The sequence below is a fragment of the Nocardia amikacinitolerans genome (assembly GCF_900215415.1).
GTDB lineage: Bacteria > Actinomycetota > Actinomycetes > Mycobacteriales > Mycobacteriaceae > Nocardia > Nocardia amikacinitolerans.
Map to the genome: position 1 here is coordinate 172,847 of NZ_OBEG01000010.1, position 26,872 is coordinate 199,718.

21 protein-coding genes, 1 rRNA gene and 1 pseudogene are annotated in these 26,872 nt (G+C 68.7%); 11 read left to right on the forward strand and 12 right to left on the reverse strand.

Going from position 1 to position 26,872, the window contains the following annotated elements:
- Positions 1–44: 44 nt before the first annotated feature.
- The 6 genes from CRP45_RS32745 to CRP45_RS32770 all read right to left on the reverse strand — a co-directional run bounded on the left by CRP45_RS32745 (position 45) and on the right by CRP45_RS32770 (position 6,941).
- Positions 45–1,223, reverse strand: coding sequence for a serine hydrolase domain-containing protein (locus CRP45_RS32745; RefSeq protein ID WP_097248465.1), 1,179 nt, complete (start codon positions 1,221–1,223; stop codon positions 45–47).
- 218 nt (positions 1,224–1,441) lie between these two features.
- Positions 1,442–1,792: a hypothetical protein gene (locus tag CRP45_RS32750; RefSeq protein WP_097248466.1), complete on the reverse strand. Its 351-nt coding sequence runs from the start codon at positions 1,790–1,792 to the stop codon at positions 1,442–1,444.
- Between the two features lie 577 nt (positions 1,793–2,369).
- On the reverse strand, positions 2,370–2,948 hold the full coding sequence (idi, locus tag CRP45_RS32755) for an isopentenyl-diphosphate Delta-isomerase (protein WP_245910668.1): 579 nt from the start codon (positions 2,946–2,948) through the stop codon (positions 2,370–2,372).
- Entirely contained in the window at positions 2,945–3,817 is an 873-nt protein-coding gene (locus CRP45_RS32760; protein WP_097248467.1) for a geranyl diphosphate 2-C-methyltransferase, read from the reverse strand. Before CRP45_RS32760 ends, idi begins: the two co-directional genes overlap by 4 nt.
- Before the next feature lie 31 nt (positions 3,818–3,848).
- Positions 3,849–5,519 (reverse strand): family 2 encapsulin nanocompartment cargo protein terpene cyclase, encoded by a 1,671-nt coding sequence (locus CRP45_RS34870; RefSeq protein ID WP_245910669.1) that lies wholly within the window; start codon positions 5,517–5,519, stop codon positions 3,849–3,851.
- A 15-nt stretch (positions 5,520–5,534) separates the two neighbouring features.
- On the reverse strand, positions 5,535–6,941 hold the full coding sequence (locus CRP45_RS32770; protein WP_097248468.1) for a family 2B encapsulin nanocompartment shell protein: 1,407 nt from the start codon (positions 6,939–6,941) through the stop codon (positions 5,535–5,537).
- 326 nt (positions 6,942–7,267) lie between these two features.
- Here CRP45_RS32770 and CRP45_RS32775 point away from each other — a divergent pair, with 326 nt between their 5' ends.
- From CRP45_RS32775 to CRP45_RS32785, 3 genes are all read left to right on the forward strand, one after another.
- Positions 7,268–8,053, forward strand: a complete 786-nt coding sequence (locus tag CRP45_RS32775) for a bestrophin-like domain (protein ID WP_097248500.1) — start codon at positions 7,268–7,270, stop codon at positions 8,051–8,053.
- A 169-nt stretch (positions 8,054–8,222) separates the two neighbouring features.
- On the forward strand, positions 8,223–11,171 hold the full coding sequence (locus tag CRP45_RS32780; RefSeq protein ID WP_097248469.1) for an acyl-CoA synthetase: 2,949 nt from the start codon (positions 8,223–8,225) through the stop codon (positions 11,169–11,171).
- Between the two features lie 184 nt (positions 11,172–11,355).
- Complete coding sequence (locus tag CRP45_RS32785; protein WP_097248470.1) at positions 11,356–11,955, forward strand: methionine biosynthesis protein MetW; 600 nt, start codon at positions 11,356–11,358, stop codon at positions 11,953–11,955.
- Between the two features lie 64 nt (positions 11,956–12,019).
- Here CRP45_RS32785 and rffA read toward each other — a convergent pair whose 3' ends face one another.
- Both rffA and CRP45_RS32795 read right to left on the reverse strand, forming a co-directional pair.
- Positions 12,020–13,159, reverse strand: a complete 1,140-nt coding sequence (gene rffA / locus CRP45_RS32790; RefSeq protein ID WP_097248471.1) for a dTDP-4-amino-4,6-dideoxygalactose transaminase — start codon at positions 13,157–13,159, stop codon at positions 12,020–12,022.
- Positions 13,149–14,231 carry a glycosyltransferase family 2 protein gene (locus CRP45_RS32795; RefSeq protein ID WP_084483508.1) on the reverse strand — a complete coding sequence of 361 codons (1,083 nt, stop codon included), beginning with the start codon at positions 14,229–14,231 and terminating at the stop codon, positions 13,149–13,151. Before CRP45_RS32795 ends, rffA begins: the two co-directional genes overlap by 11 nt.
- A gap of 260 nt (positions 14,232–14,491) precedes the next feature.
- On the opposite strand from CRP45_RS32795, the gene CRP45_RS32800 reads away from it, so the two are divergent.
- The 3 genes from CRP45_RS32800 to CRP45_RS32810 are packed head-to-tail and all read left to right on the forward strand — an operon-like array spanning position 14,492 to position 17,436.
- Positions 14,492–16,663, forward strand: a complete 2,172-nt coding sequence (locus tag CRP45_RS32800; RefSeq protein WP_425437000.1) for a hypothetical protein — start codon at positions 14,492–14,494, stop codon at positions 16,661–16,663.
- A gap of 58 nt (positions 16,664–16,721) precedes the next feature.
- On the forward strand, positions 16,722–17,207 hold the full coding sequence (locus tag CRP45_RS32805) for a GtrA family protein (protein WP_097248472.1): 486 nt from the start codon (positions 16,722–16,724) through the stop codon (positions 17,205–17,207).
- A 10-nt stretch (positions 17,208–17,217) separates the two neighbouring features.
- Positions 17,218–17,436 (forward strand): Trm112 family protein, encoded by a 219-nt coding sequence (locus CRP45_RS32810; protein ID WP_067793020.1) that lies wholly within the window; start codon positions 17,218–17,220, stop codon positions 17,434–17,436.
- 297 nt (positions 17,437–17,733) lie between these two features.
- Here the strand turns inward: CRP45_RS32810 and CRP45_RS32815 are convergent, their stop codons facing one another.
- The 4 genes from CRP45_RS32815 to CRP45_RS32830 all read right to left on the reverse strand — a co-directional run bounded on the left by CRP45_RS32815 (position 17,734) and on the right by CRP45_RS32830 (position 21,627).
- Complete coding sequence (locus CRP45_RS32815) at positions 17,734–18,507, reverse strand: TetR/AcrR family transcriptional regulator (RefSeq protein WP_097248473.1); 774 nt, start codon at positions 18,505–18,507, stop codon at positions 17,734–17,736.
- Positions 18,504–19,298, reverse strand: a complete 795-nt coding sequence (locus tag CRP45_RS32820; RefSeq protein ID WP_097248474.1) for an ABC transporter permease — start codon at positions 19,296–19,298, stop codon at positions 18,504–18,506. The genes CRP45_RS32815 and CRP45_RS32820 overlap by 4 nt, the downstream gene beginning before the upstream one ends.
- On the reverse strand, positions 19,295–20,026 hold the full coding sequence (locus tag CRP45_RS32825) for an ABC transporter ATP-binding protein (protein ID WP_097248475.1): 732 nt from the start codon (positions 20,024–20,026) through the stop codon (positions 19,295–19,297). The genes CRP45_RS32820 and CRP45_RS32825 overlap by 4 nt, the downstream gene beginning before the upstream one ends.
- Positions 20,027–20,103: 77 nt before the next feature.
- Positions 20,104–21,627: a multicopper oxidase family protein gene (locus CRP45_RS32830; RefSeq protein ID WP_097248476.1), complete on the reverse strand. Its 1,524-nt coding sequence runs from the start codon at positions 21,625–21,627 to the stop codon at positions 20,104–20,106.
- 181 nt (positions 21,628–21,808) lie between these two features.
- Here CRP45_RS32830 and CRP45_RS32835 point away from each other — a divergent pair, with 181 nt between their 5' ends.
- The 5 genes and pseudogenes from CRP45_RS32835 to CRP45_RS32855 all read left to right on the forward strand — a co-directional run.
- Positions 21,809–22,867 carry an NAD(P)/FAD-dependent oxidoreductase gene (locus tag CRP45_RS32835; RefSeq protein ID WP_097248502.1) on the forward strand — a complete coding sequence of 353 codons (1,059 nt, stop codon included), beginning with the start codon at positions 21,809–21,811 and terminating at the stop codon, positions 22,865–22,867.
- Positions 22,868–22,908: 41 nt separating this feature from the next.
- Positions 22,909–23,778, forward strand: a pseudogene (locus tag CRP45_RS32840) (RNA polymerase sigma-70 factor); the annotation flags it as partial.
- A 262-nt stretch (positions 23,779–24,040) separates the two neighbouring features.
- Positions 24,041–24,730 carry a DNA-3-methyladenine glycosylase gene (locus tag CRP45_RS32845; protein ID WP_097248477.1) on the forward strand — a complete coding sequence of 230 codons (690 nt, stop codon included), beginning with the start codon at positions 24,041–24,043 and terminating at the stop codon, positions 24,728–24,730.
- A 100-nt stretch (positions 24,731–24,830) separates the two neighbouring features.
- Positions 24,831–26,123: a tyrosine--tRNA ligase gene (gene tyrS, locus CRP45_RS32850; protein ID WP_097248478.1), complete on the forward strand. Its 1,293-nt coding sequence runs from the start codon at positions 24,831–24,833 to the stop codon at positions 26,121–26,123.
- A 530-nt stretch (positions 26,124–26,653) separates the two neighbouring features.
- Positions 26,654–26,872, forward strand: a 16S ribosomal RNA gene (locus tag CRP45_RS32855); the annotation flags it as partial.

Sequence of the window (26,872 nt, forward strand, 5' to 3'; positions counted from 1 at the left end):
TCATGCTGCCATCGCGAGCCGAAGACATCCTATGATTCGGGTGTTCAGTCCGCTTTCTTCGCGAGGTTGTGCGCCAGTGCGCCCAGCCGGGCCAAGCGAGCGTCACCGAGTGGGGTGAGCTTGCCGCCGAGCCGGTTGGTGACGAAGCCGAGCGACATCCCCGTGGCCGGGTCCGCGAACGCGCCGGAGCCGCCGAGCCCGAAGTGCCCGAACGCCGAGATCGGCGCGGCCTTGGAGGGCATCATCGGCACACCGTGGAATCCCAGTCCCCACGGGATGCGGAACGCGAGCACGTAATCGGGTGTGAAGACCTGGCGCTCGCGCATGTGGTCGATGGTCTCCGCGCCGAGCAGCCGGTAGCCGTCGAGGCTGCCGCCGATCGCCAGCGCCCCGTAGAGCCTGGCCAGCGCCCGCGCGGAGAAGACGCCGTTCACACCGGGCATCACCGAATCGTGCAGTCGCGGGTCCGACATCAGCTCGGCGAAACCGCTGGGCGTCGTCTCCGCGGCGGCGGCGAGGCGGCGGCTGCGACCCATGATCCGCGCGCCGCTCTCCCAGCTCATCCCGGCGACGGTCAGCTTCGGGAAGTTGACGGCGATGCGGTCGCGCTCGGTCTCGGGCACCCGGAACCAGAGTTCCTCGGCGCCGAGCGGCTCGGCGATCTCGGTCCGCAGCACGTCGGTGAAGTCCGCGCCCGCGACCCGCCGCACCAGCTCGGCGACGAGATGTCCGAAGCTGATGCCGTGATAGCCGCTGGTCGTGCGGTGCCGCGGGTCGGGTGCGGCGGCGGCCAGCGCGGACGTGACCGCGGCGTCGTCGAAGAAGCGTTCTGGCGAACCGGGCAGCAGATTGCGCAGCCGGTGCAGTCCCGCACGGTGGCTGAGCAGCGCGCGCACGGTGATGTGCTCCTTGCCCGCCGCGGCGAACTCGGGCCAGTATTCGGCGACGGGACGGTCGTAGTCGAGCAGTCCGCGTTCGGCGAGGCGGTGCAGCAGCGTGGCGGCGACGCCCTTGCCGGTGGAATACGCCACGGCCAGCGTGTCGTGCTGCCAGGCAACGCCCGGTCGCGCGAAGCCTGCCCAGACGTCGACCACGGGCTCGCCGTGCAGATAGACCGTCAGCGCGCCGCCGCCGTCGCCCGGACGGCGGAAGAGCCGGTCGAATTCGGCGACGAGGCCGACGAAGCGCCGGTCCACGAACTGCGTTGTCGGAGGTGTCGGCATCGAGGCTTCCCCTTTCTGTCCCTTACCCAGACTAAGGGTCTGGGACACGGCGAACCGGCGCGCCTACCCCGCATCGGGTCCGTTCTCGGGAGTCGACGGTCGCCGTCGTCGCGCCGAGGCCCGGCGACGCGGGTGCCGCCACCGGACCGCTTCGCGCGATCCGGCGGCGATCAACGATTCGACCCGCCGGTCGGGAACCGGCGGGGGAGGGGAGTGGGTCAGGCCGCGACGGCGGTGCGCAGCGCGCCGAGGATATCGGCGGGCTCGGCGACATCGATGACGAGCCGGGTGAACTCCGAGCCCCTGAGCTCGACGCGCACGCCCGAGCCGTCGAAACGGGTGTCCCAGAATTCCTTGCGGCCCTTGCCGCGGAAGGTGCCCGCGGCGATCACGCCGGGGAAGAAGGTGCCGGGCGCGCGCACCCACGGCGGTCGCAGATCGACCTCGGCAGGCGCGACTTCGGTGATATCGCGCAAGTCGAAACTGAGTTGGTCGCGCAGCGCGAGCAGTCGATGTCCGCCGAGCACCTTGACCGTCACCGTCGTTCCAGTGACCTCGATCTCCACCATGCCGCGTACCTCGCAATCGCCCCCGGATTTCCGTACGACTCCAGCATCGGGGCCGCCCCTGGATTGACCCTGTGTCGATCCTGTGATTTCCCCAAGCTTCTGAAGGAGGCACCGCCCGAGACGAGTTCCAATTCGGACCGGGGCGGGACCTGCCGCTGCTGCTGGCGCTGCGACATGGCGAGTGCGCGGGCTCGCCCGCCTGCGCCGCCAAGTCCATAACCGGCAGCCTCCGCCGCCAGGTCCACCGACGGCCGCGCAGCGATCAACAAGATGTCGCTACGTAAATATGCGCATGAACGCATGTTGATTCAAGATGTAATCCGGCGACAACGTTCGACCCCTTCGAGATCTGCAAGGAACGGGGAGCCCATTTTTTCGACGTGCGGACTCTGCGCGCTACTCACCGAACCAGAGCCCAGACGATCAGCGGCAGCGTGCGCCAGTTCGGCCGGCGGTCGAGGCCTCGATGATCAGCGATACCGGTCACCGTCGGCGGTCGAACCTAGACAAGAAGGACCCAGCCCGACAACTCGCGGGCTGGGCCATGGCTTTGCCGACCGCTGCGACTACTCCCTACTCAGAGCGACCCCGCACGCCCCGCGTGATGCGCCGCGTCGGCGATCTCCAACACATCCGCCAACCACGGCGTATAACTCGCCGGATCCTCCGCGAGCGCCGCACGCAGCTCCTCCGGCTGGATCCACGTGTACGCGGCGACCTCGGCGGGGTCGGGCCTCGGCATGCCCGCGTCGAGCAGGCCGATGATCACGTGGTCCCATTCGTGTTCGACGCGTCCGGTGGCGGTGTCCCGCGCGTGATAGCGGAAGACGCCGACCTCGGTGAGCGTGGTGGCCAGCCCGAGCTCCTCGGCGAGCCGCACCGCCGCCGCGGCCGCGACCGGCTCGCCGGGCGCGGGATGTCCGCAGCAGGTGTTGGCCCACAGCAGCGGAAAGCGGGTCTTCACGGCGGCCCGCTGCTGCAACAGCACCCGTCCCGCCGCGTCGAAGAGCAAGACGGAGAACGCGCGATGGAGTCGCCCAGGCGCCCGGTGCGCCTCCGAGACCGGGCACGCGCCGACCGCGCGGCCCGCCTCGTCCACGAGCTCGACGGGCAGGGCCTCGCGGTCGGTCAACGGCTGGGCGAGGGTCTCGGTCACCTCCCCACCTTATCGGCGGCGATCAGCAGGTACTGGAAGCTGCCCTCCCGGTACGCGGTGAGGAACGGCTTCTCCACACCCGTCGCGAGCTCGGATTTCGTGCGCAGATCCCAGTACGGGATGGTGGCGGCCGTGAGGTCGACCACGTCGATGGGAACCAGTCCGTTCTCGGCGAGGGCGCGGAAGTACTCGCTGCGCGGATGGATCATGCAGCCGTAGTGCGCGTCGATCCAGCTGACCGAGGACGAGCGCCCGCCGGTGACGTCGTTGGAGCAGCCGGTGATGCAGACATAGCGCCCACCCGGCTCCAGCAGCCGGGAGAACTCGCGGAACAGGTCGAACAGGTCGACGTACATGGTGGTCTCGTTGGTCCAGATCCCGCGCATCACGCCGCTGTCGAAGCCGGTGTCGAGCATGTTGCGGAAGTGGAACCTCACCTTGTCCGCGACGCCGCGGTGCGCGGCCTGGTCGTTGGCGAAGCCGACCTGGTACTCGGAGATGGTGACACCGTCCACCTGGCAGCCGAAGCGCTGGTTGGCCATGAAACTGGTGCCGCCGCGGCCGGAGCCGCCGTCCATCAGCCGGTCGCCGGGACGGACGTCGCCGAGGTGGTCGAGCAGCAGATCGGCCTGCGCGGTCTCGAGCCGGTGCAGCTCCTCGACGATCCGTTGCTGGCGCGTCTCCTCGGGACCTTCCAGCACCGAGAGATCGGGGTCGCCGATGCCGTAGTGGTGGTGGTAGAGCCCGTCGACCTCACCGAGCTTGGTGTTGACGCGGTCGTCGTTGGGGTTGTTGTTCCAGTACGCCGCAACGGATTTCTGGTAGTTGGTGCGCAGCACGGCCTCGGTCTTGGGGTTGAGCATGGTCATGCGTGATCATCCTCTCTCATTGCGGTACCGGCTATCCGACATCTGTGTAGCGACGGCTGTCGGCATGCCAGGCGCGGTTGCCGCCCATCCATGCCCACAGTCCGACGAGGAAGCGTCGCAGTTCCGGCGATCCGCCGGCGGCCAGCGGCGCGGCCTCGCGTTCGAAGCGGTGCACGAGTTCGTCGTGGACCGCCGCGGTGTGCAGCACCGCCTCCCGACGGGAGCACCGCTCTTCGGCGGCGAGCACCGTGGGGAGGTTGAATTCCCTTCCGTTGGAAAGGTCTTCGCGTGCCATCGAATACAGGTCGTTGACCATCTGGGCGGCGAGCGCCGCGGTTGTCGTTACGCGCCGCATCGCCGGGTGGGTGTATTCGGCCGCCGAGAGTTCGTAGCCGCCGAGTACGTCGATCGGGGCCATGCACGGCAGAAAGCTGTGCGGCTGGCGGTTGGCGAGATATTCCCAGACCGGCGGCATCCGGCCCGCGCCGCGCCAGCCCGCCTCGGCGCCCAGTGCGATGAACCAGCCTGCGATCTCGGTTCGCAGCCTGGCCAATTGGGCCGAGGTGGCGTACTTGGCCAAGTGCTCGAACGAGGTACGGAAGGCGCGCATGATCGGATCGGCCTGCAATGTCCGTTCCAGCTGCGGTGCGTAGCGCGCGGGCAGATGCGCGGGATCCATGACGGCCATACACAATTCGAGTCGGGGCCCCAGTTCGGCCTCCGGGCTGGACGGGGTGCCGTCCGGTGCGCGGTCGTCGGCGTCCTCCTCGCAGTAGTAGTCGTCCACCGACCATTCCGAGACCGCGCATTTGGCCGCGGCAAGCAGCCGATCGGCGTCGGAACAGTCGGGGTGGGCGAGCATGATGAGCCGTCCGAAGTCGGCCTTGCGCAACTCGTCCAGCCGACCGGCGTAGAGCCCGATGTCCTCGGCCCAAGCCAGCAGTCCCTCGTTCACCGCCTCGGCAAGCGTCGGATCGTCGCGCAGCGGCGGCGGACAATAGAGCGGCGGTATCCGAGAGCTACCGCCACCGCGCCGCGTGGATTCCGTGCCGAGCCCGGTCGGGCCGAGCGGGACGGGCGCCGGATCGGACATTGCGACCGGTGCCGGACGCACCGCCGAGCCCGCGGTCCCCAATCCGCTCGGTCCCAGGGGAATTCGAGACCGGAATCCATCCGTCGTGGACATCCCGCCTGCGCCGGATGCGTGCCCGTTGCTTTCCGGTGCGACGCGGCCGTCGATTCGTCCGGCGACCGGAACGGCGGGACCGGACGGAATCGGCGGGCGCCGCGACCCCGCCGGACCGGCCCCCTGCGCCGGCCCGACGGAGTGCGCGACGTTCCCGACCGGCGAACCGGACGGAGCCTCGTCGACGCCGTCCGCGACCGGAGCGGCGTCGGGTGCGGACGGCCCGAGCGCCAGACCGTCCGGCGCCAGGTACGGCGTGGTCGGTCCGGCGGTGCGATCGACGGGCAACCGCAGCGCGCCCGACCCGAGCCCCCTCGGGCCGAGCAGCTGGACCGGCGTCGGGCCGGCCGCTCGCGCGGGTGGACTCGAATCGGTCGGCGGCGCCGGGGATTCGGCTACCGCTTCGGCGAACAGCTCGGCGGGCGCCGTGCTGTGCGTGTTGGTGAGCAGCGCCACGACGTCGGCGGCCAGATCGTGCGTGGCGGCGGGCGCGGCGGCGCGGGAGAGCACCGACATCGGTCATCACCCCGGCTAGTCCGCCTGCCGGGCGACCAGGACATTGTCGAGCACCCCGAGGGCGTCCGGGACCAGCACGGCGGCCGAGTAGTAGCAGCTGACCAGGTAGGAGATGATCGACTGGTCGTCGATACCCTTGAAGCGCACGTTCAGACTCGGCTCGAACTCGTCCGGAATTCCGGTCTGGTGCAATCCGATTACGCCCTGATCCTTCTCGCCGAGGCGCATGGCGAGGATCGAGGTGGTCCCGTTGTCGCTGACCGGGATCTTGCCGCACGGGTAGATCGGCACGCCGCGCCAGGCGGGCACCCGGTGTCCGTCGACGTCCACCGGGTCGGGATAGATCCCGCGCTTGGTGCATTCGCGGCCGAACGCGGCGATCGCTTTCGGATGCGCCAGAAACATTTTCGTGCTGCGGCGCATGCTCAGCAGCTCGTCCATGTCGTCCGGGGTCGGCGGCCCGGACTCGGTGTAGATGCGCTGTTTGAGATCGCAGTTGTGCAGCAGCCCGAAATCGGGATTGTTGACCAGATCGTGTTCCCGGCGTTCGTAGAGCGCCTCGATGGTCAGGCGCAACTGCTGTTCGACCTGATTCATCGGATCGTTGAACAGGTCGGCCACGCGCGAATGCACTCGCAACACGCTCTGCGCCAGGCTGAGTTCGTATTCGCGCGGGGAGGCGTCGTAGTCGACGAAGGTGCCTTCCAGCAGCGGCTCGCCGTCGTGGCCCGAGGAGATCTCGATGTTCGCCTCGCCCTTGGAATTCTGCCGGTGGGCGGGCGCGGCGGCGACGCGTTCGAGTTGCTCGCGCAATGCCGGTGCGGCGTCGACCATTTCGTCGAGCGATTGCCGGGGCAGCACGAGCATGGTCGTCTTGGTGACCGTCTTGACGGTCACCGGCCAGATGGCGGAGGAATCGAGCAAGGTTTCGGCGCCGAAGTAATCACCGGTGCCGAGCATGCCGACCTTCGTTTGTTCGCCGAATTCGCCCGAGCCGATTTTGGCCAGCTTGCCGTGCACGATCAGAATGACCTGATTCATCGGATTGCCGAATTCCGCGACGACAGTTCCTGGTTCGAGATCGCGCTGTTCGAAACGCTGCGCGAGCGCGGAAAGCGTTTCCTCGTCGTCGAATCCGCGCAACGGCGGAAGTTCTTGCAGTTCCAGCGGTATCACGCGGGCCTGTCCGCCGTCGACGACGAATTCGACCTCACCGTTGCCGACGGTGTGGGTCAGGCGCCGGTTCACGCGGTAGACACCGCCGTTGACCTGCACCCAGGGCAGCGTGCGGGTGAGCCAGCGCGAGCTGATTCCCTGCATCTGCGGTTCGGATTTGGTGGTGTGCGCCAGCTGGTGCGCGGCGCCCGTGCTCAGGCTCTTGCGAACGTTGTTTTCCGATTGGACTGGCATTTCGATGGTCATGCGTGGTCCTCACCTCGAGGGGTCACCGGGACGGTCGATGGTGTTTCTTGGGCACGGCAGATCAGCAGACCGGAAATGGCCTGCGAATGGAGAGACATTCGAGTGGAAAAGACTTGTGCGACAGTGCGTTCCAGACGGCATCGATGGTAGGTGGCGGAAGTGTTGCGGCGCAGCGAAATTCGCAGATCCGCGGGAGCGGATTCGGATGGTCACGACATGCGTTCGATTCGACCAACGGCAGATAACGGCACGGCGACGCGCGCGAACATCCTGGGATGAATCATGGATTCGCCGACGATTCGCGGTCGGCTGGCTATCTTCTGTCCATGTTCACGTGGATCTACGTGTTGCCGATCTGGCTGGTCTTCCTCATCATCACCGGCACCGCAGTGCTACTCGCTTCCGTCGGCATCCTGGTGTCACGCAAGTACGTGATCAGGATCTTCGGGCCCGAGCCCGGCAAGAACGACACCGTCACGATGGTGCTGACCGTCGGCGGCGTGTTCTACGGCCTGCTGCTCGGCCTGATCGCGGCGGCGACCTACGAGTCCTACGACACCGCACAGGCGTTGGTCGCCGACGAGGCCGCCGCGCTCGGCACGCTCTACCGCGAGGTGGGCGCCTACCCGGAGCCGCAGCGCACCCAGCTTCAGCAGGATCTGGTCGACTACGCCGACAACGTGCTGACCGAGGCGTGGCCCGCGCTGCGGGAGGGGCGCGAGCCGATGGGCGGCACGGCCCTGGTGACCCGGTTCCAAGTGAACCTGTTGGCTTTCGAGCCGCAGACGACCGCGCAGGAGATCGTGCACGCCGCGACCATCGAACAGTTCGCGCAGTTCGACTCCGACCGCAGGCACCGGATCAACGCCACCGCGGGCGGCATGCCCGACGTGCTGTGGTGGGTCATCCTGGTCGGCGGCGCGGTCAACCTGGTGTTGCTGTGCATGTTCAGTCTGAGTCGCGGCGCGCACCTGGTGCTCGGTGGTCTGTTCGCCTTCTTCCTCGGCGCGATGATCTTCCTGATCGCGGCCATGGACTATCCGTTCCGCGGTGATCTCAGCGTCAGCCCCGAACCGTTCGAGAGCATGTACATCCACGTCATGGGGCGGTGACCGCGCTCACCTGCCATGGAACCTGTCACAGCCGACACATGAGATCACCCCGATGTGGGAAGCTCGTCTATACGCGTGGACGGCATACTTCCCCGGGGGTCGGAAGGTGTCTCTTCGCGCCGAGCGCGCGAAGGTCGTGTGGGCACATTGCAGGGTAGGGCCAGGAGCGATGGTGAACTTCGGTAAGGAATTGGTGGGTTCGGTGCAGCGGTTGATGGCGACCGCGCAGAACGGCCTGGAGGTGATCCGCTTCGGTGGGCTCACCCACGATGTCGAGTCGTCGCCCTTCGAGGTGGTCGAGCGGCGCAGGATGTATCGGCTGCGCCATTATTTCCCCGACGATGCCACGCCCGGTCGCCCGGTCGCGGTGCTGGTGCCGCCGTTGATGGTCAATGCCGACATCTGGGACGTGAACGCGGAGGACGGCGCCGTCGGCATCCTGCATCGCGGCGGAATCGATTGCTGGGTGGTCGATTTCGGTTCTCCGGCGAGCGAGGAGGGCGGCTGGGAGCGCGATCTCGCCGACCACGTGCTCGCGGTGAGCAGCGCCATCGACACAGTCTGCGAGGCGACCGGCAGCAACGTGCACCTGATGGGTTACTCGCAGGGCGGCATGTTCGCCTACCAGACCACCGCCTACCGCTTCGGCAAGGGCGTCGAGAGCATCGTGACCTTCGGCAGCCCGGTCGACATCGTCGCGGGCATGCCGTTCGGCCTGCCCTACGGCCTGGTGTCGGACGTGGCGGATTTCCTCGCCGACCACGTGGTGACGCGGCTGCCCATCACCGATTCGATGGTGCGATTCGGCTTCCAGATGCTCGACCCGGTCAAGACCGCCAAGGCCAGGATCGACTTCCTGCGCCAGCTGCACGACCGTGAGGCGCTGCTGCCCAAGGAGCGTCAGCGCCGTTTCCTCAACAGCGACGGCTGGGTCGGCTACGCCGGGCCTGCGGCCGCCGACCTGCTCAAGCAGTTCGTCGCGCACAACCGGATGATGCTCGGCGGCTTCGTGATTCGCGATCAGCCGATCTCGCTGGCCGAACTGAAGTGCCCGATCCTCGCCTTCGTCGGCGAGGTGGACGACATCGGCCAGCCCGCCGCGGTGCGCGGCATCGTGCGCGCGGCGCCGAACGCCGAGGTCTTCGAGGCCAGCCTGGTCGCGGGTCATTTCGGTCTTGTCGCGGGCAGCATGGCAACCAACCACACCTGGCCGCTGGTGCGCCAGTGGGTGGAGTGGATGGACCGCGACAAGCCGCTGCCCGAAGAGATCTTCCGTATGTCCGAGCACGTGACGACCAACCGGCCGCGCTCGGCGGCCACCCGGGTGGTGCACACCGCGGGGACGCTGGCCGAGGCGGGCGCCGGGGTCGGCAAGGCGCTGGAAGGCATCGCCAACAACACCGTGCGGGGTTCGATCGAGCTGGCGGGCGAGGCGGCGCGTGCGGTGCCCAGGTTGACCCGGTTGGGCAGGATCCAGCCCAACACCCGCATCTCGCTCGGCAAGCTGCTCGCCGAGCAGGCCAAGCGGGCGCCGTTGCGCGAATGCTTCCTCTTCGAGGACCGGGTGCACACCAACGCGGCGGTGCAGGTCCGCATCGACAACGTGGTCCGCGGGCTCATCTCCGTCGGCATCCGGCCCGCGACCCGGGTCGGCGTGCTGATGGAGACCCGCCCGAGCGCCCTGGTGACGGTGGCGGCGCTGTCGCGCCTCGGCGCGGTGGCGGTGCTGCTCGCGCCGGGCAGCGAGCTGAACCGCGCCATCGAACTCACCGGCGCCGACACGGTGATCGTCGATCCGGAGAACCTGCGCCAGGCGGCGGCGAGCGGCGCTCGGGTCCTGGTGTTGGGCGGCGGCGACGCCCGCGGACTCGACATCACCTTGGGCGACAACGTGATCGACCTCGAGCAGATCGATCCCACCCAGGTGCGGGTGCCCGGCTGGTACCGCCCCAACCCTGGTTTGGCGCGCGAGCTGGCCTTCGTACTGGTGACCGGCACCGGTGACCGGTTGGAGACCAAGCACATCACCAACCACCGCTGGGCGCTGTCGGCCTTCGGCACCGCGACCACCGCCGATCTCGACCGCAAGGACACGGTGTATTGCCTCGCGCCGCTGCACCACTCGTCCGGACTGCTGGTCAGCCTCGGCGGCGCGATCGCGGGCGGCAGCCGCATCGCGCTGGCCAGGTCGCTCGATCCGGAGCAGTTCGCCGAGGAGGTGCACCGCTACGGCGTCACGGTGGTGACCTACACCTGGACGATGCTGCGCGACATCCTCGACGCCGGGGTGTTCCCCGCCGGGCACAGCCACCCGATCCGGTTGTTCATCGGCTCGGGGATGCCCGCCGGACTGTGGCGGCGCACCATGGACCAGTTCGAGCCGGCGCGGGTGCTGGAGTTCTACGCCTCCATCGAGGGCGATGTGGTGCTCGCCAACGTGACCGGAGCCAAGGCGGGCTGCAAGGGCCGCCCGGTGCCAGGCACCGCCAAGGTCGAACTGGTGGCCTACGACCCGAGCGAGGGCCGCATCCTGGTAGACGATGCCGGTTTCGCCCGCCGCTGCGCGGACAACGAGGTCGGCCTGCTGATCGGCCGGGCCTCGGAGGGCGTCGACATCTCCGAGGGCGGCCTGCGCGGGGTGTTCACCCCGGGCGACTCGTGGATGCCGACCGAGAATCTGTTCCGCCGCGACAGCGACGGCGACTACTGGCTGGTCGACCGCAAGGACACGGTGATCCACAGTGCCCGCGGCCCGGTGTTCACCCAGCCGATCGTCGACGTGCTCAACGACATCACCGCCGTCGACATGGAGGTCGCCTACGGCCTTCCGGTCGGCGACCACTGCCTGGCGGTGGCTGCGGTGTCCGTGCGGGCGGGTTTCCACTTGGAGCCCAAGGACGTCACCGAGGCGATGCGCGCTCTCGACACCGAGCAGCGGCCCGACCTGGTGTACGTGGTCGACGAGATTCCACGCAGCTCGAGCTACCGGCCGTCCACCAGGGCGGTGCAGGCCGCCGGGCGACCGGAGCCAGGGCCGCTCACCTGGTGGTACCACCGCGAGACCGAGAACTACGAGGTGCTCACCGAGACCGAGGCCCGCGCTCTGTTCGGTGACTGAACCCAATTCCGGCCGCACCGGCCCCCGGTGCGGCCGGAACGTGTTGTAGATCCGCCGGATTGGCCGCGGCTCGCGCACCCGGACAATTCGCGTCGCGGCGTCGGCTGGCATAGTTTGTGCGCGGGTCCGCCCGCGCGGCGCCGGAGGCCGCACCCGACGTCCGACAACCGTTCAGGGGTACTTGGTGAGTCAAAGCCTCATCTATCGCAATCGCGCCGTGTACGAGCTGCTGATGCGCGGGCTGTACGGCCGCCACTACGCGGCCAGGTACGGCGCGATCGCCGGGCTGGTGCCCGACGGCGCCGAGGTTGTCGATGTCTGCTGCGGTCCGGCGACGCTGTACACCCGCTACCTGCGCGCCAAGTCGGTCGACTACACCGGGCTCGACCTCAACGAGGGTTTCGTCGCGGGCGTCTCCCGCGCGGGCGGTCGCGGCCTGGTCTGGAACATGCGCTCCGACGCGGCGTTGCCGGAGGCGGACTACGTCATCATGCAGGCCAGCCTCTACCACTTTCTGCCCGAGCCGGGACCGGTGCTGGACCGGATGCTCGCGGCCGCGCGCAAGGCCGTGATCGTCGCCGAACCCGTCCGCAACCTCGCGACCAGCCGCAACCGAATCCTGGCCACCGTCGGACGACGGTTCACCAACGCGGGCGACGGTCGCCAGGCGCACCGCTTCACCGAGGCGACCCTGGACGAATTCTTCGATCGCTACCGGCCGCGCATCGCCCACCGCGCACTGATCGCGGGCGGCCGCGAGAAGTTGTACGTGCTGACGGCGTGAACGACCGAGGGTGACCGCCACCGCGCCCGACCGGGTGACGGTGACGTTCGGTCGGTCTCGCGGGTCAGACGGTGAAGGCGGTGACCGCCTCGATCACCCTGGCCACCTGCTCGTCGCGCAGATCCGGCCAGAGTGGAAGGCGCACAACGGTTCCGGAGAACTCCGCGCTGCGCACACAGGGCCGCGGTGTGCGGCCGAGCTTGAGGCCCGCCGGGCTGGAGTCCAGCGGCACGTAGTGGAACGGAGCTGAGATGCCGAGACCGCCGAGGTGTGCGATCAGGTCGTCGCGGCGCTGCTCGGTGGGCGTGCGCAGGTAGTACAGGTGCGCGGTGTGCGCGCGGTCCTCGGGCACCGTCATGAGCCGGACGTCGTTGCGCGCGGCCCAGTCCGCCAGCCCGGCCGCGTACGCGTCCCACACCCGATGCCTGCCGGACTGGATCGTGTCGAACTCGTCGAGCTGCGCGTCGAGCACCGCCGCGTTCAGCTCGCTGGGCAGGTAGCTGGAACCGATGTCCTGCCAGGAGTACTTGTCCACCGCGCCGCGCAGGAAACGGGCACGGTCGGTGCCCTTCTCCCGGATGATCTCCGCGCGCGCCATCAGGATCTCGTCGGTGAGAAGCAGCGCGCCGCCCTCGCCGCAGTGCACGTTCTTGGTGTCGTGGAAGCTGAGCGTGCCAAGCGTGCCGATGGTGCCGAGCGGCTGCCCGCGCCACCTGCCGCCGAGCCCGTGCGCGTTGTCCTCGACGACGGCGAAGCCGTGCTGGGCGGCCAGCGCGAGCAGACCTTCCATGTCGGCGGCCACACCGCCGTAGTGGATGACCACCACGGCCTTGGTTCGCTCGGTGACCGAGGCGGCCACCGATTCCGGATCCAGGTTGCCCGACGCCGGGTCGATGTCGGCGAACACGCAGGTCGCCCCGCGCAGCGCCATCGACGTGGCCGTGGAGGTGAACGCGAAACTCGGCACGATGACTTCGTCGTCGGGGCCGAGCTCGAGCAGCAGACCGGCCATCTCCAGCGCGGAGGTGCACGAGGTGGTCAGCAGCGCGTGCGGCGCGCCCGTGATGGCCTTGAGCTTCGCGGTGGCCGACGCGGTGAACTGCCCGTCGCCATGGCTGTGGTCGGAGGCAAGCACGGCCTCCAGATTGGCCAGTTCCCGGCGCGCCCGGAACGGGCGGCTGAAGATGACGCGGTCAGTGCTCAACCCGGTCGATCCCCCTACTCGTGGTCGTGGTCAGTTCCCGCGCGTCGATCGGGCGCGGCGTCGGTGAGTCGACGGTGAGATAGAGCGGCTTGCCCACCAGGATGTGCAGGGCGACACCGAGATATTCGGCGATCAGGCCGAGCGAGAACAGGATCGCTCCGGAACACAACAGCAGCACCACGATGGTGGAGGCCCAGCCCTCCGGCGCCCAGCCGTCGGTCGTGAGCGCCTCGTACACGACGACGCCCGCCATCACCACACCGGCCAGCGCCAGCGTCACGCCAAGCATGCTGACCAGGCGAAGGCCGCGGGTTCCGCTGCACAGCACCATCTTCCAGAACAGCGAGAACAGCCTGCGGTAGTTGTAGCCGGACTCCTCGCGGCCCTCGGCGCGCAGCATCACCGGTTCCTGGACGACCGTGCCGACCACCCAGGTCAGCGCGACATCGAGGTACACGCCGTTGGAGGCGACCTCGGCGAGCTGGCGGCCGATGGCGCCGCGAATCAGCCGGTAGCTCTCGAACCTGGTGGAATCGGGGAAGGCGAACAGCGTCGCCAGCACGATCTTGGCCCCGCGCGAGGTCAGATTGCGCAGGAAACCGTGCGGGCGGGTGTTGGTCGGCTTGGAGTAGACCAGGTCCGCGCGCCCGTTGAGCGCCGCGTCCAGGAATGCGCCGATGAAGCGCGGATCGTGCTGGCCGTCCTCGTCCATGGTGACGATCCAGTCGCCGCGCGCGGCCGACATTCCGGCGATGGTGGCGGCGTCCTGGCCGAAATTGCGGCTCAGCCAGACGGTGCGCACCTCGGGATAGGTCTGCTCCAGCTCTTGCAGCACGACATCGGAACGATCGGGCCCGTTGTCGTGCACCAGAATGATTTCCTGGACGGTGAACGCGGTGCCGCCTGGCGTCTCCGAGCCCGCGGTGAGCGCGTGCAGCTCGGCGACCAGTCCGCCGATGGTGTTCTCGCCCCGATACACCGGAACCACAACGGAAATGCCGTGCGGCCGGTCGACGCCGGGACGTCCGTCCGCGGCAGGGTCGGAGTACGGGCGAGCGGAGGGAATCGGCATCAGCTGAATCAACTTTCGATGACGGTGCGTGCCGGTACTGCCCGCTGGACAGCGGAGCCCGAGCCGCCGTGAACTGTAGCACGATGCGAACAAGGCCTTCCGGTGCAGTTCATCAGACCATCATCAACACCTCGGCGGCCGATGCCAAGCGCCGCAGTGGGCTGTAGGGTTTGGAACTCGTGACCGACAGTGCAGTACTCGACTCGCGGCCGCACTCGCGACGGGACGTCCACCGGTGGGCCGCGATCACAGTGCTCGGGGTGATCGCGGGATACGCGGCGGTGCTGCTCGCCAACGTCCGGCATTACTTCACCGACGACACCGAATCGCAGTACACCGCACTGTGGGTGGGCCTCGGCCGTGCGCTGCGCGACGGCCAGTTCCCGGTGATGGTCCCGGAGCAGTGGATGTCGGGCAACAACACGATGGACGACGCGGGCCTGTTCAATCCGCCGCAGCTGCTGATCGATCTGATCGCACCCTCGGTGGACAACGTGGCGCTGTACGCGACGGTCGTCAAGCTGATCTTCTCCGTCATCGCCGCGACCGGCGTCTACCGGATCTGTCTGGCCTACGGCGCGCGCCCGGCCTGGTCCGCGGTGGCCGGTATCGCGTTCCCTTTGTCCGGTTTCTTCCTGTTCTTCGATCAGGCCAGCTGGATGACCGCGCTGACCGGCACCGCCTGGCTGGTGCACGCGTGGGCCTCGTCGGTGCGCTACACCCGCGGGCTGGGCGGGCCGATTCCGGTCTTCGTCTTCCTGTATCTGACGATCTCCACGCAGTACATCTTCCCGGCCGTGGAGGCGGCGCTGATGCTGCTCGCGGTGGCGGTCGGCGAGCTTGTGTATCAACGCAAGTGGTGGCCGGTCGCGCGGCTGACGGCCGTCTCGCTGTGCGCCGGGCTGGCCGGACTGCTGACCTTCCTGCCCAGCATGCTCTCGGCCAAAGTGACCTGGCGCGGCACGGCGCAGATCAACAACGACCAGTTCCTGACCGTGCCGTGGTCGGAATCGCTCAACGCCAGCCTGCCCAGCTCGCTGCCCGCCTTCACCTCCTGGTGGGGCTACGTGCAGCCGATGCCGCTGACCTACATCGCCTGGTTCCTGATCCCGGCGCTGGCGTTCATCGACTGGAAGCGGGCCCGCGAGTCGTGGCGCGAGCTGAGCGCGGTCGCGCTGTTCGCCATGATCATGCTGATGTGGACCGCCGGACCCGGTTCGATCGGTCCGCTGCGCTGGCCGGTGCGCGTGCTGCCGATGCTGGCCATCGGACTGCTGGTGCTGGTGTGCGTGTTGCTCGGCCGCTACGGAACATTCCAGAACTGGAAGAACCGCGGTCTCGCGGCCGGTGTGCTGATTTTGGCGCTGTGGGTGCGGTCCTTCTCGGCCGACCCGCACCACGCGCTCTGGCACGTGGTCGCCGCGCTCGCGATCGCGGCCGTCGGCGCCGGGGTGGTGTGGCTCGCCCGCGAGCGGGGAATCGCTGCCGCATGCGCGCTGACCATCGTCGCGATGTTCCCGATCGCCTATTTCCAAGTGAGCGCCGCGCAGCCGACGCCGATGCCGTGGAACCTGCCCGCCGACCGCACGGAAGCGATGGCGAAGTTCCCCGATTTCACCGGAACCACCCTCCAGCTCGGCGAGCGCGGGCTGCTGCAACCGGCCGACCGCGACATCGACGCCGCCTACGGCTCGCTGGTCTTCGGCAACTACGCCAGGGCGCTGGAGCTGAAGTACGTCAACGGCTACACGCCCACCGGGCACTTCTACTTCGGTGAGCTGTTGTGCATGCGCTGGGACAGCAGCGTCTGCCCGGACGCCTACCGCAGGGTGTTCGCGCCGGAGCCGACCACTGGCCGCGCGCTGGTCGACCTGATGAAGCTCGATCGGGTGGTGTTGCAGCGCGCGCTGTACCCCGACGCGCGCGACCAAGCCGCTCCCGAGGGCTGGAAGTGGGTGGACTACCCGGGCCACGAGCGCTACATCGCGGTGCTGGAGCGCGTCGACGGTCCGGTGTCCACCGTGAACGGGCGGGTCTCGGACACGAAGAACGTGACGGCCACGTCGATCGACGAGACCGACACCACCAGCCGCGTGCGGGTGAGCTCGGAGCAGGGCGGCCGCGTCGTCTTCGCCCGCCTCGGCTGGCCCGGATACCGAGTCACTCTGGACGGCAAGCAGATTCCGATCACCACCGTGGCCAAGTCCTTCGTCGCCGTGGAGGTTCCCGCGGGCACGAAGGACGCCGAACTGGTGCTGACCTGGCGTCCGCCGGGATGGAAGATCGGCATCGCGACCATGGTGGCCGGGTTGGCGGGTCTCGGGGTGTTGCAGTGGATGTACGTGCGGTCCCGGCGGCGCGACGACGACGCGGACTCCGAAGAACGCCCCGCGGGCGAACCGGAGCGCGAGCTCGCGGACGTGGTCTCGTGAGCGCGCGTCTCGATGACACAGACCGCGGCGAGGCGCGAGTGAACGCGGCGGCGGTGTCGTGAGCGCGGACCAGGGTTCGATCGCGACGACCGAGGCGGCCGCGCCCGCTTCGGGTCTGCTGCTGCGGCTGGTCCGGCGGCAGGAGGTCGCCTTCGCGCTGATCGGCGCCTTCAACACGGTCTTCGGCATGGCGCTGACGGTGGGCTGGCTGACCGTGCTGCCCGACGCGGGGTGGGCGCCGCTGGTCGCGGTCCCGCTGGCCTACGCCCTCGGCATCACCGTCGCGTTCGTGCTGCACCGCACCCTCGTGTTCCGGGTGCGCGGCCACGTGCTGCGCGATTTCGCAGGCTTCGTCGCGGTCAACTCCGGCGGTCTCGCGCTGAACACCGCGCTGCTCTACCTGGCCGTGACGGTGCTGCACCTGCCCGCGCAGCCCTCCGCGGTGGTGGTGATGGGGCTGGTCGCGGTGGCGAGTTTCTTCGGGCATCGGCACATCTCGTTCCGCCGTCGCCCGGCCGTCGAAGCGGGCGAACCGGTCGGGTAGGTTCACGATCATGCCGGAGGAAACCGCGTTGGACGCCACCCTGCTGAGCCTGCTCGCCTGCCCGCAGGACAAGGGCCCGCTGCTGCTGGTCCGCGACGCCGCGGGCGCCGCGCTGCTCTACAACCCGCGCCTGCGCCGCGCCTACCCGATCGAGAACGGCATTCCGGTGCTGCTCATCGACGAGGCGCGCGACGTCACCGAGGCCGAGCACGAGGCGTTCACCGCCTGAGCGCGCGACGACGGCCACGTCTTCGGGCGGCCGATCGGGGAGATCGGCCGCATTCCAGCGACTGTCTGCTCGAGCGCGCCAGCGTAGGCCTGGAATCGTCTCGGCGATCGGCGTGGATTCGCTCGCGGCCGATGCTCTAGGGCGTTTGCGTCGCTCTGGATTCGTCTTGGCAATCGACGCGGGTTCGCTTGCGACCGCGCTCGAGTAGATCAGCGTCGCCTAGGGATCGTCCCGGCAGTTCGCGCGGGTTCGCTTGCGGCCGATGTTCCAGCGCGTTTGCGTCGCTCTGGAATCCTCTCAGCGTGGATTCGCTGACGGCCCACGCTCGAGTCGTCGGCGCCGCCCTGCGATCGTTTCGGCGGTCGGTGCGAATTCGCTTGCGGGCGAGCCGATGTCGCCGGTCAGATAGCGCTGTAGCGTCGGACCGACGGCGGCGACCAGCTCGTCGATGGGCATCGATGCCAGCGGTTCGACGCCGATGATCTTGCGCGCCACCAGCACACCCATCATCTGCGAGGCCGCCAACGCCACCCGTGCGTGCCCATCGTCCTCCGGGGTGGCGATGCGTTTGCGGACCCGCTCGAGCACCACCTCCAGGATGAACGTGCGGGCCAGCACCGGATCGCTGCCGGTGAGGATGCTGCGCACGGCGGCGACGATGCCGGGACCCGCGGGGGAGTCCCACACGCCGACCACCGCGCCGAGAATCGTCGGGCCGAGTTGGTCCAGCGGCGCGCTCTCCATGACGCTCAGCATCACTTCCGGGTCGACCGGAAGCTCGACCACCGCACCGAACAGCTGCTGTTTGGTGCCGAAATAGTGGTGCACCAGCGCGGGATCCACCCCCGCGTCGGCCGCGACGGCGCGGATCGAGGTCTTGTCGAAACCGGCCTCGGCGAACCGGGCGCGTGCGGCGGCGAGGATCGCCTCCCGCGCGCCGGATCTGCCCGGCCGACGCCCCGAACGCCCTTGCCGCTCTTCGGCATCCACCGCCCCGGTTCGTTTCGACCCGTTGCGTCGCCGCGCGGCCGACGCCGGAAGGTCCTTCGCCGGATTCTCGTTCGAGCTCATGCGGTCCGCCTGCGCAGGGTCGCCGCCCCGAGCACCAGCGCCACCACCGCGAACGCGGCGACGATGGCGAGATCGCGCCACATCTCCGCGGTCGCCTCCGGGTTGGTCGAAACCTCTTGCAACGCGTCGACGGCATAGCTGAGCGGCATCAGATCGCTGATCGGTTGCAGCCAGCCGGGCAGTTGGTCGCGCGGAACAAGCAAGCCGCACAGGAAGATCTGCGGTGCGACGACGACCGGCATGAACTGCACCGCCTGAAACTCGGTGCGCGCGAAGGCGCTTGCCAACAGGCCGAGCGCGACACCGCAGATGGCGTCGACGACCGCGATCAGCACCACCCACGCCGGGTTGCCCGCCGCCTCCAGGTCGAGCAGCCCGAACGACACCAGGCACGCGACGGTCGCCTGCGCGGCCGCGGCCAGCGAGAAGGCGGTGCCGTAGCCGCCGAGCAGGTCGAGCTTGGACAACGGTGTGGTGAGCAGCCGTTCGAGGGTGCCCGAGGTGCGTTCGCGCTGCATGGCGATCGCGGTGATCAGGAACATCACGATGAACGGCAGGATGCCGAGCATGCTGATGCCGACCCGGTCGAACAGCGTCAACGGCTGATGCGGCGCGGTCGGCGCCTCGGCGTAGATGAAGTACAGCAGCGTCATCAGCAGGGCGGGGACCACCAGGATCATGGCGACGGTGCGGTGGTCGTTGCGCAGCTGACGCAGGATGCGGGTGGTGGTCGCGGCGTACGGGCGCAGCGTCCACCGGGTCACGCTCGAAGGCAGGGCTGTCGTGGTCATGCCGCTCGTCCCATCGTGATGAGGGTGAGGAACGCCTGTTCGAGGTTCTGCTCGCCGGTCTGTTCGCGCAGTTCGTCGGGGCTGAGCTGGGCGAGTACATCGCCTTCGCGCATCAGCAGCAGCTTGTCGCAGTGCTCGGCCTCGTCCATGACGTGACTGGAGACGAGCAGCGTCGTCCCGCCGGCCGCCAGCTCGTGGAACTGCTTCCACAGATCGACCCGCAGGACGGGGTCGAGCCCGACGGTGGGTTCGTCGAGCACGAGCAGATCCGGCTGGGCGACCAGCGCGCAAGCCAGCGAGGCCCTGGTCATCTGACCGCCGGAGAGTTCGTCGCCGCGCTGGTCGGCGTGGTCGAGCAGGCCGACCGCGGCGATGGCGGTATCGGTGTCGTCGCGATCGCGGCCGTACAGCGCGGCGTAATAGGCGACGTTGTCGCGGACGCTGATATCGGGATAGATGCTCGGCGACTGGGTGACGTAGCCGATGCGCCTGCGCAGTTCGGCGGACCCCGCGGGCAGACCGAGCGCGGTGATCTCGCCGGACGCCACGATCTGGGTGCCCACGATGCTGCGCATCAGCGTGGTCTTGCCGCAGCCGGACGGTCCGAGCAGCCCGGTGATCGAGCCGCGCGGAATGGTCAACGAAATGTTGTGCAGGACTTCGCGTTTGCCGCGCCGGACGGTCAGATTCCGGATTTCGACGGCCGGAGACGACGAGGGGTGAGACATGACGGCCTCAATTCATCGAGTGTTGAATTCACTGTGTGATGAATTTACCGCCGTCGCGCCCGGCGCGGCAAGGGGTGTCAATGCCCGTGACGGTGCGGGGGACGTCCCGGCGTGCCGCCGGGCTCCACGACGACGAACTGGCCCATCATGCCGAGATCCTCGTGCCACAGCAGGTGGCAGTGGTACATGTACGGCGTGTCGGGATCGGCGGGGCCGTCGAAGCGCACCGCGAGCCGTACGGTCTCGTTCGGCGCGAGGAAGACGGTGTCCTTCGGGCCGGTCAACCGCGGCGGCGGCGCGTTCTCGCCGACCGCGAGCACGCGGAACTGCACGTCGTGGATGTGGAAGTTGTGCGGCATGCCGTCGCGGTTGTGCACGATCCAGGTCTCGGTGGAACCGCGGGTGACGGCGAAATCGATGCGATCCATCGCCATCGGTTGGCCGTTGATGCCGCTCAGATCGAGTTCGAAGCGGCGTTCGGTCACCGAGTCGCCGCCGTCAGGGGTGGACGCGGGCGCCAGTGCCGCGGGCAGCGCCGGGGAGGGGCGGAGGGTCGCCGCCGCGCGCAGTTCCAGCAGGTCGAATGTGTCGTCGCCGCCGCTGAAGCGCTGCGTCCAGAAACCGAGGCCCGCGGCCAACTTGTTGCTGCGCAACACCGTTCGCTCGCCGGGACGCATCCGCACCACGATCTCCGCGCGCTCGCCCGGCGAGAGCGGCAGCTCGTGCAGGGTGGCCGGGCGTTCGAGCAGGCCGCCGTCCGTGCCTACGAGCGCGAAGGCGCGGGCGTCGTCGAAGCCGAACGTGTAAACGCGCGCGGTGGAGGCGTTGAGCAGTCGCAGCCGGATCAGTTCGTCGCCGACCTCGCGGTAGGGGGCCAGTGTGCCGTTGACCATCGTCTGCTCGCCGAGAAAGCCGACTTCACGGAAGATCCGGTGGGTGCCGTCGAAGCGCGCGCCGCGGAAGGTCACGTCCTGCACGATGACCGGCAGGTCGTCGACGCCGTAATTCCTTGGTAGCGGGAGGGTTTCGGTCAGCTCGTCGTCGAGCAGGAACACCCCGGCCAGGCCGCGGCGCACGTGGTCCTCCGTCTCGCCGTGCGGGTGCGGGTGGTACCAGAGCGTCGCCGCGGGCTGGTCCACCGTCCACTCCGGCGTCCACGTCGCGCCCGCCTCGACCATCTGGTGCGGGCCGCCGTCCATGGCCGCGGGGAGGTGCATGCCGTGCCAGTGCACCGTCGAGGCCTCGGGCAAGCCGTTGCGGACGCGGACCCTGACCTGTTCGCCGCGCCGGGCGCGCAGCGTCGGTCCGAGGTAGTCACCGTTGAAACCCCAGGTCTCCGTGGCCTGCCCGGGCCGGAATTCCTTACTGCCCGTGCGCATGTCGAGCTCGAACAGGCGCGCGCCGTCGGGCTCGACGCGAGACTCGGCAAGCGGCGGCACCGCCAGCTCGTTGCGAAACTTCGTGCGACCGACGGTGGAGACCGCCGCGTCGACGTAGACCCAACCGGCACAACCGCCGATCGCGGCGAGCAATACGACGACGAAGGAAACGAGAACGAGGAACAGCCGCCGCCATCGACGCGGACGGGAAACCGAAGACATGCACCGACGGTAGGAATCTCGTGTGCTCGGGCGCATCGGGGAGCGTCCCCATTTCGACCCTGGGACCAGCCCCGATCGCGGTGTGACACGGGTCACGATCTGCGGTGTCACGTTCGGCGCCGGTCGCCTGTCCCATGGTCGTCACCAACCAGCGACCGAGCAACGAATCGGAGCCACCGCCATGAACACCGAACACCGCATCGTCATCCTTGGCGCGGGCTACACGGGCATGCTTGCCGCCGTGCGGCTGGCCCGCCGCACCCGCCGCCTGCCCGTGCGGATCACGCTGGTCAACCCGTCCGATCGCTTCACCGAGCGGCTGCGCATGCACCAGATCGCCACCGGGCAGGAACTGGCCGATCACCGGATCCCCGAGATCCTCGACGGCACCGGCGTCGAATTCGTCTGCGGCTGGGCGACTTCCGTGAACCCCGAGGCGCGACTGGTCACCGTCGACGGCGATCGCGTGCTGCCCTACGACGAACTCGTCTACGCGCTCGGCAGCGCCACCGACACCGACAAGGTCCCCGGCGTCGCCGAACACGCCTGGACACTGAACGATCCGCGCACCGCGCACCGCTTCGCCGGACGGCTCGCGGCGGTGGCAGCCCATGGCGGTTCGGTCGCTGTCTGCGGTGGCGGCCTCACCGGCATCGAAGCCGCCGCCGAGATCGCCGAGCGGCACCCCGGCCTGCGGGTCACCCTGATCAGTACCGGCGAGCCCGGCGCGATGATGGGGGAGCGGGCACGTGCCTACCTGCACCGCGCGCTGGATCGGCTCGGCATCACCCGCAGCACCGGTCGGTCGGTCACCAAGGTGCTGCCCGACGCGGTCGAATTGGCCGACGGCACAGTGGTTCCCGCCGACCTGACGCTGTGGACCGCCGGCGTGCGGGTGGCACCCCTCGCCGCGCGGGCGGGCATCGAGACCGACGAGCGCGGGCTGATCGTCGTCGACCAGACGCTGAAGTCGGTGTCGCACCCCACCATTCGCGCCATCGGCGACGCCGCCGCGGTCCGCCAGGCCTGGGGCACGATCCACGGCACCTGCCAGAGTGGCATGCCCACCGCGGCCTACACCGCCGACACCCCGCGCCGGTTCCACCTCACCGGACGCGCCGCGGTGCTGTACAAGGAGACCGTGAGCGGCTCGCCGCCGAAGACCTTCCGGCTCAGCAAGAAGATGACCGTCGCCGTGCAGCTCTCGCGTGGTGGCCGGGCCACCCGCACAAGAGACTGACCGGTTCGCCGACTCGGTTCCGCACCAAGGAGCATGGGCTGATGACAGAGACGTCGGACTCCGATCCCTTCGCCGAGCACCGGCGGCTGCTGTTCGCCACCGCCTATCGGATGCTCGGCACCGTCACCGACGCGGAGGACGTCCTCCAGGACGCCTGGCTGAAATGGCACGAAGCCGATCGGTCCGAGGTGCGCCACCCGAAGTCCTACCTGGTGCGCACGGTCACCAACCTGTCGCTCAATCGGCTCACCTCGGCAAGGGCCACCCGCGAGAGCTACGTGGGGCCCTGGCTGCCCGAACCCCTGCTCACCACACCCGATTTCGCGGAACGGACCGAGTTGGCCGACACCGTCTCCACCGCCATGCTCGTGGTGCTGGAAACCCTGACTCCGATCGAGCGCGCGGTGTTCCTGCTGCGCGAGGTGTTCGGCTACAGCCACGCCGAGATCGCCGACACCCTGGACCGGCCGGAGGCCACCATTCGCCAGATCGCGCATCGCGCAAGAAACCACGTGCGCTCGCGGCGCCCCCGCTTCGACACCGACACGACCGAGCGCGCGCACGTCACCGAGCAGTTCATGGCGGCATGCGCGGGCGGCGACCTCAACGCGCTGATGGACCTGCTCGCCCCCGACGTGACGTGCTGGTCCGACGGCGGCGGCGTGGTCACCGCGGCCCGCCGTCCGCTGCACGGCCCCGACCACGTCGCGCGCTGGATCCTCGGCGTGCTCGCCAAGCCCGAGTCGGCGGGAATCGTCCTCGAGTCCGCCCACATCAACGGCGAAGTCGGCGCGCTGGCCCGCATCGGCGATGTCCCGGTCGCCGCATTCACCTACGACCTGGTGGACGGCCGCATCGAGAACCTGCGCTTCCAGGTCAACCCGGGGAAGTTGAAGGGGCTGACGATGAGCACGTCGACGCTGGACGCGTCGTGTTGGGGAGCGGGCGTCGCTGTCGTGGCTCGCGCCTCTGGGTGCTGGCCGAGACTATCGTCCGATCACTGTTGGGCGCGCGCCGATTCCGCGGGATCGGTGGTGCGGGGGCGCTCGGTCGTGCGGCGAGACGAGCGACATGAGGGGGGCGGCGCGGCAGGTGTGCTCGGAGCCGTCGCTGCCGGGGGCTCACCATGGCGGCTGACCAGCGGTTGGGCGGTTGTCGGTGCGGCCGAGGAGAATGGCCGCTGTGTCTTTCGATGATCTCGTGGTCGAACCGCCCGCTGCCGCCCGTCGCCTGCTCGGTGCCACGCTGCGGTCGGGGCCGGTGGCCGTCCGGATCGTCGAGGTCGAGGCGTACGGCGGCGATCCCGAGGGACCGTGGCCGGACTCGGCCTCGCACTCCGGGCGCGGGCGCACCAAACGCAACGCGGTGATGTTCGGCCCCGCCGGCTTCCTCTACGTCTACCTCAGCTACGGCATGCACAGCTGCATCAATGTGACCAGCGGACCCGACGGCATCGCCAGCGCGGTCCTGATCAGGGCGGGTGAGGTCGTCGAGGGCCTGGATGTCGCGCGTTCCCGGCGGCCAGGTGCGCGCTCCGACACGGACCTGGGGCGAGGGCCGGGGAATCTGGGCACCGTCCTCGGCATCACCCTGGCCGACTACGGCACGCCACTGTTCGATCCGGCTTCGCCGATCCGGCTGGAGCTCGACGGCGCGATCGATGCCGCCCAGATCGCCAGCGGTCCGCGCGTCGGCGTCAGCACGGCCGCCGATCGTCCGTGGCGGTTCTGGCTACCGTCCTCGCCCGCGGTCTCGGCGTACCGGCGCAGTCCCCGCGCGCCCCTCGCCGCCGCGGCCCCCTCGGTCGTTCCAGGAGCCGGTGGCCGAGTTCGCCGAGGCACGCGCGGTGGTGCCAGGAGTTAGACGGACCCGGCCTGCACCGCGACCGCGGACCGTGTCGCGGAGAATCGCCCCCGGTACCTGCGCATCGGCGCAGGACAGCGGTGCGGAAAGATGGGACGGCGTGAGCGGCGACATCATCGACGAACTGACCTGGCGCGGACTGATCGCGCAGTCCACCGACCTCGACGCCCTGCGCGCGGCGCTGGCCGACGGGCCGCTGACCCTGTATGCCGGTTTCGACCCGACCGCCGCGAGCCTGCACGCCGGCCACTTGGTCCCGCTGCTCGCGTTGAAGCGTTTCCAGCGCGCCGGGCACCGGCCGATCGTCCTGGCAGGCGGCGCGACCGGCCTGATCGGCGACCCGCGCGACGTCGGCGAACGCACCATGAACTCGACCGACACGGTGGCCGAGTGGGCGCAGCGGATCCGCTCCCAGCTCGAGCGGTTCGTCGACCTGGACGATTCGCCCACCGGCGCGGTCATCGCCAACAACATGGACTGGACCGGGCAGCTCACCGCCGTCGACTTCCTGCGCGACGTCGGCAAGCACTTCTCGGTCAACGTCATGCTGGCCCGCGACACCATCAAGCGACGCTTGGACGGCGAGGGCATCTCCTACACCGAGTTCAGCTACATGCTGCTGCAAGCCAACGACTACCTGCAGCTGCGCCGCAACTACGGCTGCCGCTTGCAGGTCGGCGGCTCGGACCAGTGGGGCAACATCATCGCGGGTGTCGAGCTGAACCGCCGCGTCGACGGGGAATCGGTACACGCGCTGACCGTGCCCCTGGTGACCTCCGCGGACGGCAAGAAGTTCGGCAAGTCCACCGGCGGCGGCAGCCTCTGGCTCGATCCGGAGTTGACCAGCCCGTACGCCTGGTACCAGTACTTCGTGAACACCGCCGACGCCGACGTCGTCCGGTACCTGCGCTGGTTCACCTTCCTCTCCCGCGAGGAGCTCGCCGAGTTGGAGAAGGCGACCGAGGAGCGTCCGCACGCAAGGGAGGCCCAGCGCAGGCTCGCCGCCGAGATGACCACGCTGGTGCACGGCGAGGAGCACACCCGTGCGGTCCAGCTGGCGAGCCAGGCCCTCTTCGGCCGCGGCGAGCTGCGCGAACTGGACGAGCCGACGCTGGCCGCCGCCCTGCGCGAGGCCGCGGTCGACGGCGAATTGGCCGAGGTCGCGCCCGGTCAGCCCGACACGATCGTCGATCTGCTCGTCGCCACCGGACTCTCCGAGAGCCGCGGCGCCGCACGCCGCGCGGTCAACGAGGGCGGCGCGTCGGTCAACAACCAGAAGATCTCCGACCTCGAATGGACCCCGGCCGAGGGCGACTACCTGCACGGACGCTGGTTGGTGGTGCGTAGGGGCAAGCGCAATATCGCGGGCGTCCGGCGGGCCACCGCGAGTTGATCTTGGTGTCTTGGGTCACATTCGTGTGGCCCAAGCCCGTTTTCGGCCCGATCGCAAGCCCCTGACCTGCGGAATTACATCGGTGTAGTGCGGATTTGACGCCGCGTTCGTCGCCGCGTAACTTATTCAACGTCAGAGCGACACGGACACCGACCCGGAGCCGAGACGCCAAGCCGAGAGGCTGAGCGTGGACCGGGACACGAGGTAGGACGAGGAGCGCCTGACGGCCCGCAAGGACCAGGACAATCGAATGGACTTGACTCCAGACGAGAGGCCGGTTAGGCTGGGAAAGTTGCCTCTCAGAAGCACCGGGTGAGACCGGCGCGGACGGGTGTGCGTGTGTTCTTTGAGAACTCAATAGTGTGTCGATGAATGTCAGTGCCAAATTTTGAAATTTGGTTCCGGCTCTTCCACTCCCCGTGTGGAGGGTCGGACATTGAAGTCAGCTAATTTCCGGCTGGCGATTGTTTTGCTAGGTTTTCGGACTCTAGTTTAGATCTGATTGCACCTTTGGGTGTGATTGTGAGTCTTCAACGGAGAGTTTGATCCTGGCTCAGGACGAACGCTGGCGGCGTGCTTAACACATGCAAGTCGAGCGGTAAGGCCCTTCGGGGTACACGAGCGGCGAACGGGTGAGTAACACGTGGGTGATCTGCCTCGCACTTCGGGATAAGCCTGGGAAACTGGGTCTAATACCGGATATGACTTCCAGCTGCATGGTTGGTGGTGGAAAGATTTATCGGTGCGAG